Genomic DNA, 14,504 nt, shown 5'->3' on the forward strand with positions numbered 1-14,504 from the left:
GGACGGCAACGCCGTCCCTGCCACGCTGGAGTTGATGATGAGCCGTTCCGAAGATGCACCGATGGGCCCGCTGATGACGGGTGTGATTGCACTGGCCTTGCTGCTGGTGCATTTCACCTTGGGTCATGTCCAGCAGGGCGCTCTGGCCGCGACCATCGCCGCCAGCGATGCCCAGATCGCGCTGGAAGCCCAGAAGCTGCGCCAGTCGGTGCTCTTCGCCCACGCTAACCAGCCGGGGCTCGACCGCGACGTGCGCGCCAATGAAATGGCCGAAGCCGCCGCCATGGGGCAGGGCCGGGGCATCGGCGCGCTGGCGGAGGATCTCGAAAAGCTGCGCGAGGCCGCCGCGCATGAGCAAGCCCGCGCTCGCGTCATCGAGCTGGCCGAAGTCGCGCTGGAACTCGCCATCCTGCTGATGGCCGCCGCCATGGCGGGCCAGTCGCGCCGCATCATGTATGGCGCTGGCGTCGTGGCCGCGCTGGGCGTGGTGCTGGCCGCCCTCGCCGGGATCGGCATTGCGTTGTTCTGACATTGCTCTGCATCTCTGTGCAGGGCATGTCCCTGACAGGAGGCAGGCCATGACATTTCATCTCTGGAGCATGTTTTTCATCGCGGCGTTTCTGGTTTCTGCCACGCCGGGACCCAACATGCTGCACATTCTCTCGCGCAGCGTGGAGCTGGGCCTGCGCGGCTCCTTCCCCGCCATGGCCGGATGCCTGTGCGGATTGCTCACCCTGCTGACCGCTTCCGCCGTGGGCCTGACCGCACTGCTGATGGCGCTGCCCGGCGCTTTCGACGTGCTGCGCTACGCGGGCACCGCCTACCTCTTCTACCTTGGCATCAAAGCCTGGCGAGCGCCCGTCGATACCGGCGATCACCATGAAGAAATGATCGTCGCGGTGCTGTCGCCCTGGAAGGTGTGGCGCGTGGCCTATGGCGTCTCGGTGTCGAACCCCAAGGCGATGCTGTTCGCCGCCGCCTTCCTGCCCCAGTTCATCAATCCCGCCGCGCCCAAGCCGCCGCAGTTCGCCATCCTGCTGGCCACCTTCGGGGCGATCGATGTGATCTGGTACTTCACCTATGCGCTGGGCGGGCGCGGGCTGGCGGCGCATCTGAAAAAGCCGTCGATGCAGCGGCTGTTCAATCGCTTTACCGGCGCGGTGTTCGTCGGGTTTGGGGCGATCCTGTTGAAGAGCAAGCCGGCTTAAGAAGAAAAGAGACATGCGAGGGTGTTACACCCTCGCGCTCCCATTAGTGTCTACGTTGCGCCAAGGGTTCGGTGTTGCGCTCAGCTTGCCGCGCCGCAGGCTTTAAATCACAGACCAGCGAAAGGCGCCGGGGCTTCCCTGCCTGCGGCGCCTTTTCCTTGCGCAGGTGGAGAGCCGGGGCGCAATGATGCGGCGCCGCTGCCCGCTCGCCGGAAGACGTTATGGGAGCGCGAGGGGGTAACCCCCTCGCATCTTCCTTTTAAATCCCCTTAAACCGTCAAAACCGTCGACCCCACCGTCTCCCGCGCTTCCAGAGCCCGATGCGCCTCGGCCACCTGCTCCAGAGGGAATGTCTGCCCGATGGTCAGCTTCACCTGCCCGCTGCGCAGCATCGACCACACGCGGCCCATGCCCGCCGCGCGCTCTTCCGGCGTGGCATAGTAATCGCCCATGGTCGGCCGGGTCACGAACAGAGAACCGTTCGCCGTCAACTGCCCCAGCGCAACCCCCGTAACAGCGCCCGAGGCATTGCCATAGCTGACGATCAGCCCGCGCCGCGCCGCGCATTTCAGCGAGACCTCCCAGGTGGCCGCGCCCACGCCGTCATAGACCACGGGCACGCCCGCGCCTTCGGTCAGCGCGCGGACCTTGGCGGGCAGCTCGGGGTCTTGTGTCAGCAGCGTGTGCGCCGCGCCGCACTGGCGGGCGATGGCCAGCTTGGCATTGCTGCTGGCGGTGGCAATGACATGGACGCCCTTGGCGGTCAGCCATTGCACCAGCAACTGGCCCACGCCACCTGCCGCCGCATGCACCAGCGCATGGTCGCCGGGGATCAGCGTGGCGGCGCGCTCGGCCAGGAATTCGGTGGTGGCGCCTTTGAGCATCACGGCGGCGGCGGTGGTGAAATCGACATCGGGGGGCAGGTCGAACAGCTCGGCGGCGGGCAGGATGCGCGCGGTGGCATAGTCGCCGCGCGTGCCGCCGCTGTGGCCCACGCGGTCGCCGGGCTTCAGGGCGGTGACGCCTTCGCCCACCGCCAGCACGACGCCTGCGGATTCACTGCCCAGATCGGCGGGCAGGGGCAGGGCATAGAGGCCGCTGCGGTGATAGGTGTCGATGAAGTTGAGCCCCACCGCGCGGTTTTCCACCAGCACTTGGCCCGGACCGGGGGCGGGCAGATCGACCTCTTTCCACTGGATCGCATCCGGACCGCCGTGGGCGGCGATATAGGCTTGGCGGGCTTTCATAGGGGTATTGGGGCCTTCGCTTCGGGGGTAGGGGGGTGCATGATGGCTTGGCGGAATTTACATAAGCTTACAAGCACCTCTTGGTCGGGTGTGGAGCGATGCGGCGGGTCTTTTCAGCGCGGCGAAAGCTGCTAACACACCTGTCAGCAAAGGCCTGAAAGCAGGCAGGGAGATCATCGATGCGCAGTATGACAGGGGTTTCGGGGCTGGTTCTGGCTCTGGGTTTGATGGCGACCACGGCTGTCGCCAAGGAGGCGCCGCTTGACGCCATGACGTCCGACAAGGTCGCCTCTTACGACTGGGTCCGCCCCGAGGCCGATTATGTCCGTCAGGAGGTGATGATCCCCATGCGTGACGGGGTGAAGCTGCACACCTTCATCGTCTATCGCAAGGGCGTCACCGACGCACCGATCATCCTGTCGCGCACGCCTTACGATGCCGATGCCTCGACCAGCCGCAACCGCAGCCAGAAGATCGAGGAGCTGCTGCCCATCGTCGACAAGCCCTTCGTCAACGATGGCTATATCCGCGTCTATCAGGACGTGCGCGGCCTGCATGGCTCGGAGGGCGACTATGTGATGACGCGACCCCTGCGCGGGCCGCTCAACCATACCGAGGTCGACCACGCGACCGATGCCTATGACACCATCGACTGGCTGGTGAAGAACCTCAAGAATTCCAACGGCAAGGTCGGCATCACGGGGTCGTCCTATCTGGGCTTCACCTCGCTGATGGCGCTGATCGATCCGCATCCGGCGCTGAAAGCCGCGATCCCGCAGTCGCCGATGGTCGATGGCTGGATGGGCGACGACTGGTTCCACAATGGCGCCTTCCGCGTCTTCGGCTACAATTACGTGCTGGGCCAGACGGTGAAGAAGGGCGGCAAGGGCGGGTTGCCCACCGGCAAGGAAGACGAATACGACACCTATCTCTCGGCGGGCTCGGCGGGCGATTACGCGCGCAAATGGGGCGTCGACCAACTGCCCGGCGTGCGCAAGATGCTGGAGCACCCCAGCTATGACCAGTTCTGGCAGGAGCAGGCGCTCGACAAGCTGCTGGCCAAGCGCCCGCTGACCGTGCCGACCATGCTGGTCGTCGGCGAGTGGGATCAGGAGGATTCCTGGGGCACGCCAGCGGTTTACCGCGCCCTGTCCGCAGATCCGGCCAAGCGCGCGAACGTCAGCATCGTGGTCGGCCCGTGGCGCCACTCGGGGGTGAATTACGAGGGTTCCTCGCTGGGCAATCTGAAGTTCGAGGGCGACACCGCGCTGCAATGGCGCCTCAACTACATGAAGCCCTTCTTCGACTGCCACCTCAAGACCAACCCCGCGCCCTGCCACACGCCCCGCGTGATCACCTACGCCACGGGCACCAACACCTGGGAGGAGGCGGATGATCTCTCTCCCTCGACCACCCCGCTCTATCTGGGCGGCCATGGCGAGGCGAGCTTCGACAAGCCTGCCGGCGAGGGCGTGGAAAGCTACGTCTCCGACCCCGCCAAGCCGGTGCCCAGCGTGCCGCGCCCCGTCTCGCTGGGCGGCGAGGAATGGCGCACCTGGCTGGTGCAGGACCAGCGCTTTGCCGATGGCCGCACCGATGTGCTCTCCTTCAAGACCGGCGTTTTGAGTGCGCCCGTCCATATCCGGGGCGCCCCCAAGGTCGACCTGCGCGCCGCCACCAGCGGCAAGGACAGCGACTATGTGGTCAAGCTGATCGACGTTTACCCCTCGCAGAACACCGCCAATCCGGTGATGGCCGGCTATGAGCTGGGCGTGGGGATCGAGATCTTCCGTGGCCGCTATGTCCATGGTTACGCCACGCCCGCGCCGCTGGTGCCGGGCAAGACCTATGCCTTCCAGTGGCTGCTGCCCACGGTGGATCATGTGTTCCTGCCGGGGCACCGGATCATGGTGCAGGTGCAGTCCTCGCTGTTCCCGGTCTATGATCGCAACCCGCAGAGCTGGGTGCCCTCGATCATGGATGCCAAGCCGGAGGATTACGTGAAGGCGACCGAGACCATTCACTGGGGCGGTAAGGATGCCAGCGCGGTGTGGTTGCCGGTGGTGAAGTAAAGAAGGAAGGGAAAGTGCGAGGGTGTTACACCCTCGCGCTCCCATGAATGTCCACGTCATGGCCAGTTCTATCGGTTGGGCGCGGATTCAGAGCGACGTGGGTGAAGAGCTTGCGTGGCTTGTTGTTGTGCATTAGCAATCCTTGCCGTTGTTGTTCGGTCAAGGATCCCGGTTTCATGCGACGCTTCATTCAAACCGTGACGGTTACGCTTCTGATGACGGCATCGCTGCAGGTGGCGGTCACGCCGGCGCAGGCTGCGGCACCGGCCAGTGCCGCCCCTTCGCAGGCGGCGCGTTTTCATGCCTTCTTTGAAACCTTCCGCAAGGCCGTGCTGGCGGGCGATCGGAATGCCGTGGCGGAGATGACACTGTTCCCCTTCAAGGATTTCAGATCGGGGCATTACTGCGAGCCGGGGCTCAAGGACTGCACTGTCAGCCCCGATACGGCGGCGAGCCGCAATCGTGCCCAGTTTCTGGCCCGATATGACCGCATCTTCACCCCTGCGGTCGTGGCCGCGATCCGTGCGGGCAAGGTGCGCGGCTTCAAGCATGGCGATGATGACGGCGAGATAGGCGGCCCCATCAGCAAGGGCGAATATCTGCTGAACGCGGAAGAAGCCGGCGACCAGCGCGTCTTCGTGCCGGTTGGTGGAACCTGGAAACTGGCCCGCATCCCGTTCTATTCGTAAGGCTGCAAAAACAGCAGGCGACGCAGGAAGGCGAAAGCGGCAGAAGGATCATTCCAGCCCTATCGCCGGAAGACGTCATGGGAGCGCGAGGGTGTAACACCCTCGCATCTGCCTTTTTTCTTATTACCCTTCCATACTCCGCACGGCTAGGGCTGCAGCGGCAGCCCGCGTTTCCACGCCCAGCTTCTCGAAGATCTGCTCCAGATGCTTGTTCACGGTGCGTGGAGAGATCGCGAGGATATCCGAAATCACCCGGTTGGGCTTGCCATAGCTGACCCACAGCAGCACCTCGGCCTCACGCGTGGTCAGCGCATGGCGGCTTTGCAGGCGGGCGATGGTGGCGGCGGGGTTCACGTCATTGACGCGGATGAGCGTTTCCTCGCCGCGCAGCTTGGCCACCATCACCAGCTCCAGCGTGGCGCCGCCCACTTCGACGCGGGCGGAGGTGCCGCTTTCCTCGCTCTGCAGCACGCGGATCAGCGCGGGGCGCAGCGCGGCGGGCGAGGGGCCGGGGGTGCGGCTCCAGTCGGGGATGGACTGGGAGATCAGTTCGCCGGCCTGCGGGGTCCACCACACCAGCGTCTCGTCGCGGGCGACGGAGATCAGATGGCGGCCGGACGCATCCAGCGCGGCCTGCGATCCCACCGCCTTGCGGGCATTGGCCATATGGACGCGCACGCGGGCGACCAGTTCGTTGACGATCAGCGGCTTGCGTACATAGTCCACGCCGCCGGCTTCCAGCGCGGCCAGGACGTGTTCGCTCTCGGTCAGGCCGGTCATGAAGACGATGGGGATATGGGTGGTGCGCGGTGCGCGCTTGATCAGGCGAGTCGCCTCGAAGCCGCCCATGCCGGGCATGATGGCGTCCATCAGGATCAGGTCGGGCGTGACGTGATCGAGCAGGGCAATCGCCGCCTCGCCGCTGGTGGCGATCAGGACGCGCATGCCCTCGGCCTCCAGCGTATCGGCCAGAAAGCGCAGCGATTCAGGCGTATCGTCGACGACCAGAACGGTGTCGACGTCGGCCGTATTGGCGGTGGAGACAGGTGCGGAAGTGGCTGTGTTCATGTTGTCCCCTGTTGTGCCTGTCTGACGGCTGCGGCCAGCCCCGAAAGATCGACCCGGTCGAGGCAGGCGTGCAATCGTGGAATAATAGGTGCGGATTGCGGAAATTGCTCGGACAAGTCGCGTATTGACTTTTCGACCGCGCGCAGATGGCCGATGCGGATGTCGCGCTCAAGCTGGGCGAGCAGCGGTGAGGCCTCGGCGGGCAGGCTGATGGCATCGGGCGCGGGGGCGGGCGGTTCGGCGGGCTCCACATTGGGGCCCTGCCAGCGCAGGCGCAGCAAGCCGCCCACGGCATCGACCAACGCGTTCAGCTCGATGGGCTTCAGCAGGAACTGGTCATGGGCGACAAAGCCCGATCCGGCGCGCTGGAACTCATGCGCGTCGGCCGAGACCATGACGATGCGGATGTCGGCGCCGAATTTCTCGCGCAGGCGGCGGGCGACTTCCCAGCCCTTCATGCCGGGCATGGTGATGTCGAGCAGCACCAGCTCGGGGCGATAGATATCGGCCAGCGCGAGGCCGGAGGTGCCATCCAGCGCGGAATGGATCACAAAGCCCAGCGGCCCCAGCAGCCCGCGCAGCAGCGCCAACTGGTTGGCATCATCGTCGATGCACAGGATCGAGCGGGCGCGGCCTTCGTAACCGGTGATGGTTTCGGTGCGCGGCCCATCCTGCGTGGGCACATTGACCTGCCCCAGCATCAGCTTGAGGGTGAAGGTGGTGCCTTTGCCCTGCACCGACTCCATCGAGAGGTCGCCGCCCATGATGCGCACCAGCGCCTGGGTGATCGCCAGACCCAGGCCGATGCCGCGCTGCGCGTTGACCTCGGGCTGGTTGCCGCGTTCGAAGGGGGCGAAGATGCGCTCGCGGTCTTCAGGTGCGATGCCGATGCCGCTGTCCTCGATGGAGATGGTGACGAGCGAGGCGCGGAAATGCACCTTGAAGGCGACATGGCCCGCGCGGGTGAACTTCACCGCGTTCGACAGCAGGTTGATCAGGATCTGGCGCAGGCGCTTCTGATCGGTGCGCACGAATTCGGGCAGCGTGCCCTGGCTGTCATAGATGAATTCGATGCCGCGCGCGCTGGCCTGCGGGCGGAACATGTTGGCGATCTGGTCGAGGAAGGGCGCGATGCGCACCGTGTCGTTGGAGATGCGCAGCACCCCGCTTTCGACATGGCTGATGTCCAGCAGGCCTTCCACCAGATTGGTGAGATGTTCGGCGCTGCGGCGGATGATGCGCGCGGCTTCGGCAGGGGCGATATGGTGCCCGCGCTCCAGCAATTGCGCATAGCCGTAGATCGAGTTGAGCGGCGAGCGGATTTCGTGGCTGACGCTGGCGAGATAGCGGCTCTTGGCGGCGCTGGCGGCCTCGGCGGTTTCGCGGGCGCGGGCCATGTCCTCAAGGTCGAGCGCCTGCTGGGCGGCCTGTGCTTCAAGCTGGGCGATACGGGCGCGCAGTTGCGCGGTCTCGGCAGCGGGATCGACAGTATGATCGGCGGTCTGGTCGGATGACACTATCAACTCCTCGCCATGGCGGCGGGGTGAGGGGGAAAGGCGGGGCGATACATATGTGAACAAGGATTGCCCGAAATGGCAGGAAAAAGCGAGTCATCCTGCGACCGACCATCGATTTCACGCAAGAAATGTGATGCTTGTGCCGATTTTGGACGTTTTGACCGCCCCGCCCTGCGGCTTTGCCGCCAACCGCCTTGCCGCGTTTCAGGGCAGGGGCAGGGCCACCACCCGCCCCTCGCGCGCGGCGATTTGCGCGGCCTCGATCACCTCCTGCACCGCGACGGCTTCCTCCAGCGGCACCGGCGTCGGGCCTGTGCCGTTCAGGAAAGCGGCGAGCCCGGCATAGAAGCTTTCCTGCCGCCCGGTGATGGCGGGACGGGTGGAGAGCGCGCCTTGCGCGTCATAGACCTCCAGCGGATCGCTGTCCTCGCCCCAGCCCGGCGCGCCGGGGTGCAGGTCCGCCACGAGTTGCGCCTCCTGCTGGTCGAGCAGGCGTTTCACCAGACGGCCTTGCGTGCCGTCCACTGCAAAGCGCGGCAGGCCACCGGCGGTGGCATCGGGCGTGTTCATGCTGGCGCCCAACTGCACCCGCAGGCCGGGGTAGCGCAGGGTGATCGCCACCTCATCGTCGGAGGCGCCGCCCTCGCGCAGAATGGCGATATCGGCGCTGACGGCTTCGGGCTTGCCGAAAAGCACCAGCGCCTGATCGATCAGATGCGGCGCCAGATCGTAAAGCAGCCCCGAGCCCGCCGAGCCATCCTCGCGCCAGCGGTCGCGCACTTCCGGGCGGAAGCGGTTGAAGCAGGACCACAGGCGGGTGACGCGCCCGATGGCGCCGTCCTCGATGGCCTGCCGCACGGTGAGGAAGCAGCTGTCCCAGCGGCGGTTGTGGAAGACCACCAGATGCCGCCCGGTCTCGCGCGCCAGATCGGCCAGATCGCGCGCTTCGGCCAGCGAGAGGGCGAAGGGCTTGTCTACCACCACATGCTTGCCCGCCAGCAGCGCGGCGCGGGCCCACTGCGCATGGGTGGCGGTGGGCGAGGCGATGACCACCAGATCGATTTCGGGGTCGTTGATCAGGGCCTGCGGGTCGGGAATCGCGCGGATCGCGGGATCGAGCGCGGCGACCTCATCCTTGCGCGAGGTGGCGATGGCGGTCAGCGCGAGGTCCGGCACCGCGCGGATCAGTCCGGCATGAAAGACCCGTCCGGCAAGGCCGAAGCCGATGATGCCGGTGCGGATGGGTGCGGTGCTCGTCATGGCTGATGTCTCCTTCAGCAATGCCTTCTAGGAGCCTGCCAAGACACGGCAAAGCCCCCGACGCTGGGCGCCGGGGGCTCGTTACGTATTCGCCTTGGGCGCTACGATCAGTTCTTGCGCTCGAAGGCGGCGCTGATGCGCAGGGTCACTTCGTCGCCGATCAGCGGCACATAGGTCTTCACGCCGAAGTCGCTGCGCTTGATCGTGGTGGTGGCGTTGAAGCCCACGGTGTTGCCCTTGTCGAGCGGGTTCACGCCGCTGGCGTTGAAGCTGGTCTTCAGCACGACGGGCTTGGTCACGCCATGAAACGTCAGATCGCCGGTGATGAGCGCGGTGCGCGGACCCGTCGGCGTCACCTTGGTCGAGGTGAAGTGGATCTGCGGGTACTTGGCGGCATCGAACCACTGGTCGGAGCGCAGCTCCTCATCCAGCTTGGCGTTGGTGGTCACGACGCTGGCGGTGGGGATGGTGATGTCCACCTTGGCGGCGGCGGGGGTCTTGGGGTTGATCGTCAGCTCGCCCGAGGCGCCGGTGAAATCGCCATACCACTCGGTGAAGCCCATGTGGCTGACGGTGAACTGCACGCGGGTGTGGGCAGGCTCGACGCCGTAAGTGCCGGCCTGAACGGCGGCGGGGTTGGGGTTGGCGACGGGGGCCTGGGCCTGCAGCGTGGCAGGCGTGACGGAAAGAGCGGCGGCGGCAAGCAGCAGGGCATGGATCGGGCGCATGGCAGGGCCTTTCGAAGGGATCAGGGGATGTGGGGGGATGGGGTGGCGGGGCCCCGAAGGGGAAGACAGAGCCCCGCCTGAAGATATTAATGGGCGAGGGCGGCGATGGTTGCGGTGGCGCCGCTGACAGCGGCCTCGGCGACTTCGGGACCGAAGGCCATGCCCTCGGCGGTCACCACGTCCACGTCATTGATGCCGACAAAGCTGAGCAGCGACTTGAGATGCGGCACGGCGAAGGGGAAGCCGCTGGCATCGTCATACTTGCCGGCGCGGGCGTGAGCGATGATCGCCTTCTTGCCCTTGACCAGACCCTCGGGCCCCTCGGCGGTGTACTGGAAGGTGGTGCCGGCGCGGCCGACGTAATCGAACCAGGCCTTCAGCGTCGAGGGCATGCCGAAGTTGTAGAGCGGCAGGCCGATCACCAGCACGTCGGCGTCGAAGACTTCACCGATGATCTCGTCCTGAAGCGCGCGGGCCTCGGCGAAGGCGCCGCCCTCGGGGGCCTGGCGGCCGATGCCGGCGAGGCTCTGATGGGTGACGTGGGGCACGGGGTGCTTGTCGAGGTCGCGCTGCACCACGGTCGAACCGGCGGGGAGGGCAGCGAGGTAGCTGTCGATCAGCTTGTTGCTGACCGAATTGGCACCATTGGCGGAAGAACGGATAACAAGAACTTTGGTCATGTGAAGGCTCCTGTAAGGATAGGGTTTAGTTGAAAGCGTAAGCGTCGAGGCGCAATGCGCCCAAAGTGGTGCTGACATGCAGGCGTTGCGGTTGCGCATCGGGCCCGGCGGCGCCCAGTGCCACGAAAAGCGGCAGCAGATGCTCGTCGGTGGGATGCGCCATGGCGGCATGCGGGGCGAGGCGGCGATAGGACACCAGATCGCAGGTGCGGTTCGCCATCAGCGCATTGTGCATCCAGTCGGCAAATTCGGTGGCCCAGGCGGGCTCGTCATTGCCGCCTCCCAGAATCGAAGGACGCCGGTCCAGACTGCGCAGATTATGCGTGAAACCGCCGCTGGCGATCACCAGAATGTTCTGCTCGCGCAGGCTTGCCAGCGCCCGGCCCAGTTGCAGGTGATGGCCCGGCCCCAGCGCGCTCTGGATCGAGAGCTGGATGACCGGAATATCCGCCTGCGGATACATCAGCATCAGCGGGATCCAGGCGCCATGATCGAGGCCGCGTGCGGCATCGGTGTAGGCGCGCAGACCCGCATCGCCCAGCGTGTCGGCAATGCTTTCGGCCAGCGCCGGGTCGCCATGGGCGGGGTAGCTCAGGGCGTAGAGCTGCTGCGGGAAGCCGTAGAAATCATGGATCGTGTCCAGATTGTCCGCGGCGCTCAGCGTGGGCACGTCATTGTCCCAATGGGCCGAGACCAGCAGGATGGCTTTCGGGCGCTCAAGCGTCTGGCCCAGCGAGGCGATGAAGCTGCGCGCCGGAATGTCCTCGAAGGGCATCATCGGCGAGCCATGCGAAAGGAACAAGGTGGGCTGCATGAGACAGGCTCCGGCGAAAAGGGGTGGCGGCGCGCTGGGGGGATGGGGGGAGAGGCGCGCCGCCTTGAGATGTGAGATAGGGTAATGATCTTCGCATGGAAATCTGCTAAATCGTGATTGTGGATATGCGAAAACGGATAGTCTGATGGATTGGGATGATGTGCGCAGCTTTCTGGCCATCGCGCGGATGCGCACGCTGTCGGGCGCGGCGCGCTCGCTGGGGGTGAGGCAATCGACGATGAGCCGCCGCCTGGAGGCACTGGAAAGCCGCGCCGGGGCCCGCCTGCTGCAACGCACCCCCGCCGGTTACGAACTCACCGCGCTGGGCGAGGCGGTGCTGGGCAATGCCGAGCGCATGGAGGCCGAGGCCATCGCGGTGGAGCGTGCGGTGCAGGGGCGCGATGTGGCGCTCTCGGGCGTGGTGCGGGTGACGACGGTGGATGTGATCGCCAGCCGCTTTATGCCCGCCGCTGTCGCGCGGCTGCAGGCTCGCTATCCGGGGATCAGCGTCGATGTGATGTCCGAGCGGCGCTCGCTTTCGCTGTCGCGCCGCGAGGCCGATCTGGCGATCCGCATGGTGCCCTTCGAAGGGCGCGAGCTGGTCAGCCGCCGCATCACCGGGTCATCCTCCGCAATCTATGCCAGCGCAGACTATCTGGCCCGCCATGGGCGCGACCTTGCTTCTCCCGATCACAGCGTGGTCACCGTGCTGGACGATCAGGGCCATATGCCCGAGGCGCGCTGGCTGGCCGGGGTGGCGCCTCAGGCGCGGGTGGCGATGCGCTGCAACAGCTTCGAGGCGCTGTTGGGCGCGGCCATGGGAGGGCTGGGGCTGACCGTGCTGCCCTGCTATCTGGGCGACTGGCATGGCGGATTGGAGAAGGTGCTCGCCGAAGGATCGCCGCCCCGCGACATCTGGCTGGGGGTCCATCCGGACCTGCGCCACATGCCCCGCATCCGCGCGGTGATCGAAGCGCTCGACGCGGAGTTTGCGGCACAGGCGCATCTGTTGAAGCCTCCTGTTTGATTGAATGTTGCTTTTGATCTTGCGGTGAAGTAACAAGATTTCGCGCATTGGCCATTTGCCCCGCATGCAGGCGGTTCCCCCTGCCGAGGCAAGCTGGTAAAGGCGCGCCCAACCCACATTCAGCCAGACGAGTCTTTGATCCCATGCCCGATTACCGTTCGCGCCACCTCCACCCACGGCCGCAACATGGCGGGCGCCCGCGCCCTGTGGCGCGCCACCGGCATGAAGGACGACGACTTCGGCAAGCCGATCATCGCCGTCGCCAACTCCTTCACCCAGTTCGTGCCCGGCCACGTGCACCTGAAGGACCTGGGCCAACTGGTCGCGCGCGAGATCGAGGCGGCCGGCGGCGTGGCCAAGGAATTCAACACCATCGCCGTCGACGACGGCATCGCCATGGGCCACGACGGCATGCTCTATTCGCTGCCGAGCCGCGAGCTCATCGCCGACTCCGTGGAATACATGGTCAACGCCCACTGCGCCGACGCCATGGTCTGCATCTCCAACTGCGACAAGATCACCCCCGGCATGCTGATGGCCGCGCTGCGCCTGAACATCCCGGTGGTCTTCGTCTCCGGCGGCCCGATGGAAGCCGGCAAGGCCACGCTGGCCAGCCGCGGCCTGGACCTGGTCGATGCCATGGTGGTCGCCGCCGACGACAGCTGCTCCGACGAGAAGGTCGCCGAGTTCGAGCGCAGCGCCTGCCCGACCTGCGGCTCCTGCTCCGGCATGTTCACCGCCAACTCGATGAACTGCCTGACCGAGGCGCTGGGCCTGTCGCTGCCGGGCAACGGCTCGATCCTGGCCACCCACGCCGACCGCGAGCAACTGTTCCTGCGCGCCGGCCGCCTGGCCGTGGAACTCTGCCAGCGCTATTACGGCGAAGGCGACGACAGCGTGCTGCCGCGCAACATCGCCAGCTTCAAGGCGTTCGAGAACGCCATGACCCTGGACATCGCCATGGGCGGCTCGACCAACACCATCCTGCACCTGCTGGCCGCCGCCCAGGAGGCCGAGGTGGACTTCGACCTGGGCGACATCGATCGCCTGTCGCGCAAGGTGCCGCAGCTGTGCAAGGTGGCGCCGAACATCGCAGAAGTACCACATGGAAGACGTGCACCGCGCCGGCGGCATCTTCGCCATCCTCGGCGAACTGGCCCGCGCCGGCCTGCTGCACACCGACGTCCCCACCGTGCAGCGCGCGACGCATGGCCGAGGCGCTCGACCGCTGGGACATCATGCCGCAGCCACGACGAGAGCCGTCGCGCACCTTCTTCAACGCGCGGCCCCCGGCGGGCATCCCGACCCAGACCGCGTTCAGCCAGAACACCCGCTGGCCGAGCCTGGACGACGACCGCGCCGAGGGCTGCATCCGCAGCGTCGAGCACGCCTACTCCAAGGAAGGCGGGCTGGCCGTGCTGTACGGCAACATCGCTCTCGACGGCTGCGTGGTGAAGACCGCCGGCGTGGACGAGTCGATCCACGTGTTCGAAGGCACCGCGCAGATCTTCGAAAGCCAGGACGCCGCGGTCGAAGGCATCCTCGGCGACGAGGTGAAGGCGGGCGACGTGGTGATCATCCGCTACGAAGGCCCGAAGGGCGGGCCGGGCATGCAGGAAATGCTCTACCCGACCAGCTACCTGAAGTCGAAGGGCCTGGGCAAGGCCTGCGCGCTGCTCACCGACGGGCGCTTCTCCGGCGGCACCTCGGGCCTGTCCATCGGCCACGCCTCGCCGGAAGCGGCCGAAGGCGGCCCGATCGCCCTGGTGCAGGACGGCGACATGATCGTGATCGACATCCCCAACCGCGGCATCAACCTGGACCTGCCCGACAAGGAGCTGGCCGAGCGCCGCGCCGAGATGGAAGCGCGCGGGGCCAAGGCATGGAAGCCGGTGGGCCGCGAGCGTGAGGTGTCCCTCGCCCTGCGCGCCTACGCCGCGATGGCCACCAGCGCCGACAAGGGCGCGGTGCGGGATGTGACTCAGATCGAGAAGTAAGTAAGGTTGAAAGCAGGGGGCGTTACGCCCCCTGCACCCCCGTTACGTCTCCCGACGATAGGGCGAGTTTGGGGCGAGTTTGCGCGAACTTTCTGCAGGCATCGCAAAAACGCCGTAGGCAATAAAATTACGAATGTCGTGCCGCTCTCGCAGGATTGCTTGCCTGCGGCGCGGCAAGCCATGCGCAAGGCATAGCT

Annotated in this window: 12 protein-coding genes and 1 pseudogene; 6 read left to right on the top strand and 7 right to left on the bottom strand. The window is 66.1% G+C overall.

The annotated features are described in order from the left end of the window. The first annotated feature begins 34 nt into the window (after positions 1 to 34). Entirely contained in the window at positions 35 to 529 is a 495-nt protein-coding gene (locus tag ABDW49_RS06530) for a DUF4337 family protein (protein ID WP_343610587.1), read from the top strand. A 49-nt stretch (positions 530 to 578) separates the two neighbouring features. After that, positions 579 to 1,208, top strand: coding sequence for a LysE family translocator (locus ABDW49_RS06535; RefSeq protein ID WP_343610589.1), 630 nt, complete (start codon positions 579 to 581; stop codon positions 1,206 to 1,208). Positions 1,209 to 1,477: 269 nt separating this feature from the next. Here ABDW49_RS06535 and ABDW49_RS06540 read toward each other — a convergent pair whose 3' ends face one another. After that, the gene (locus ABDW49_RS06540; protein WP_343610591.1) at positions 1,478 to 2,455 is read right to left on the bottom strand and encodes a quinone oxidoreductase; all 978 of its coding nucleotides are present in this window, start codon (positions 2,453 to 2,455) and stop codon (positions 1,478 to 1,480) included. Positions 2,456 to 2,682: 227 nt separating this feature from the next. On the opposite strand from ABDW49_RS06540, the gene ABDW49_RS06545 reads away from it, so the two are divergent. After that, positions 2,683 to 4,527, top strand: coding sequence for a CocE/NonD family hydrolase (locus ABDW49_RS06545; protein ID WP_343614185.1), 1,845 nt, complete (start codon positions 2,683 to 2,685; stop codon positions 4,525 to 4,527). Between the two features lie 101 nt (positions 4,528 to 4,628). Beyond that, on the top strand, positions 4,629 to 5,216 hold the full coding sequence (locus ABDW49_RS06550) for a hypothetical protein (RefSeq protein ID WP_343610592.1): 588 nt from the start codon (positions 4,629 to 4,631) through the stop codon (positions 5,214 to 5,216). 123 nt (positions 5,217 to 5,339) lie between these two features. On the opposite strand, the gene ABDW49_RS06555 is transcribed toward ABDW49_RS06550, so the two are convergent. From ABDW49_RS06555 to ABDW49_RS06580, 6 genes are all read right to left on the bottom strand, one after another. Beyond that, positions 5,340 to 6,284, bottom strand: a complete 945-nt coding sequence (locus tag ABDW49_RS06555) for a DNA-binding response regulator (RefSeq protein ID WP_343610593.1) — start codon at positions 6,282 to 6,284, stop codon at positions 5,340 to 5,342. Beyond that, the gene (locus ABDW49_RS06560; protein ID WP_343610594.1) at positions 6,281 to 7,801 is read right to left on the bottom strand and encodes an ATP-binding protein; all 1,521 of its coding nucleotides are present in this window, start codon (positions 7,799 to 7,801) and stop codon (positions 6,281 to 6,283) included. The genes ABDW49_RS06555 and ABDW49_RS06560 overlap by 4 nt, the downstream gene beginning before the upstream one ends. A gap of 204 nt (positions 7,802 to 8,005) precedes the next feature. After that, positions 8,006 to 9,061: an oxidoreductase gene (locus ABDW49_RS06565; protein ID WP_343610595.1), complete on the bottom strand. Its 1,056-nt coding sequence runs from the start codon at positions 9,059 to 9,061 to the stop codon at positions 8,006 to 8,008. Positions 9,062 to 9,168: 107 nt separating this feature from the next. Then, positions 9,169 to 9,789 (bottom strand): YceI family protein, encoded by a 621-nt coding sequence (locus ABDW49_RS06570; protein ID WP_343610596.1) that lies wholly within the window; start codon positions 9,787 to 9,789, stop codon positions 9,169 to 9,171. An 86-nt stretch (positions 9,790 to 9,875) separates the two neighbouring features. Then, positions 9,876 to 10,469, bottom strand: coding sequence for an NAD(P)H-dependent oxidoreductase (locus ABDW49_RS06575; protein WP_343610597.1), 594 nt, complete (start codon positions 10,467 to 10,469; stop codon positions 9,876 to 9,878). A gap of 25 nt (positions 10,470 to 10,494) precedes the next feature. Further along, positions 10,495 to 11,283, bottom strand: coding sequence for a class III extradiol ring-cleavage dioxygenase (locus tag ABDW49_RS06580; protein WP_343610599.1), 789 nt, complete (start codon positions 11,281 to 11,283; stop codon positions 10,495 to 10,497). Positions 11,284 to 11,428: 145 nt separating this feature from the next. On the opposite strand from ABDW49_RS06580, the gene ABDW49_RS06585 reads away from it, so the two are divergent. Together ABDW49_RS06585 and ilvD are read left to right on the top strand one after the other, a co-directional pair. Beyond that, the gene (locus tag ABDW49_RS06585; protein ID WP_343610601.1) at positions 11,429 to 12,310 is read left to right on the top strand and encodes a LysR family transcriptional regulator; all 882 of its coding nucleotides are present in this window, start codon (positions 11,429 to 11,431) and stop codon (positions 12,308 to 12,310) included. Between the two features lie 143 nt (positions 12,311 to 12,453). Then, positions 12,454 to 14,307 (top strand): annotated as a pseudogene (gene ilvD, locus ABDW49_RS06590) (dihydroxy-acid dehydratase). Positions 14,308 to 14,504: the final 197 nt, after the last annotated feature.

This window comes from Novosphingobium sp. (genome assembly GCF_039595395.1).
Classification (GTDB): domain Bacteria; phylum Pseudomonadota; class Alphaproteobacteria; order Sphingomonadales; family Sphingomonadaceae; genus Novosphingobium.

Coding starts and splice junctions, on each gene's coding strand:
- ABDW49_RS06535 (WP_343610589.1), top strand. CDS start 579: ATGACATTTCATCTCTGGAGCATGTTTTTCATCGCGGCGTTTCTGGTT.
- ABDW49_RS06555 (WP_343610593.1), bottom strand. CDS start 6,284: ATGAACACAGCCACTTCCGCACCTGTCTCCACCGCCAATACGGCCGAC.
- ABDW49_RS06570 (WP_343610596.1), bottom strand. CDS start 9,789: ATGCGCCCGATCCATGCCCTGCTGCTTGCCGCCGCCGCTCTTTCCGTC.
- ABDW49_RS06585 (WP_343610601.1), top strand. CDS start 11,429: ATGGATTGGGATGATGTGCGCAGCTTTCTGGCCATCGCGCGGATGCGC.
- ABDW49_RS06575 (WP_343610597.1), bottom strand. CDS start 10,469: ATGACCAAAGTTCTTGTTATCCGTTCTTCCGCCAATGGTGCCAATTCG.
- ABDW49_RS06545 (WP_343614185.1), top strand. CDS start 2,683: ATGGCGACCACGGCTGTCGCCAAGGAGGCGCCGCTTGACGCCATGACG.
- ABDW49_RS06580 (WP_343610599.1), bottom strand. CDS start 11,283: ATGCAGCCCACCTTGTTCCTTTCGCATGGCTCGCCGATGATGCCCTTC.
- ABDW49_RS06530 (WP_343610587.1), top strand. CDS start 35: ATGATGAGCCGTTCCGAAGATGCACCGATGGGCCCGCTGATGACGGGT.
- ABDW49_RS06540 (WP_343610591.1), bottom strand. CDS start 2,455: ATGAAAGCCCGCCAAGCCTATATCGCCGCCCACGGCGGTCCGGATGCG.
- ABDW49_RS06565 (WP_343610595.1), bottom strand. CDS start 9,061: ATGACGAGCACCGCACCCATCCGCACCGGCATCATCGGCTTCGGCCTT.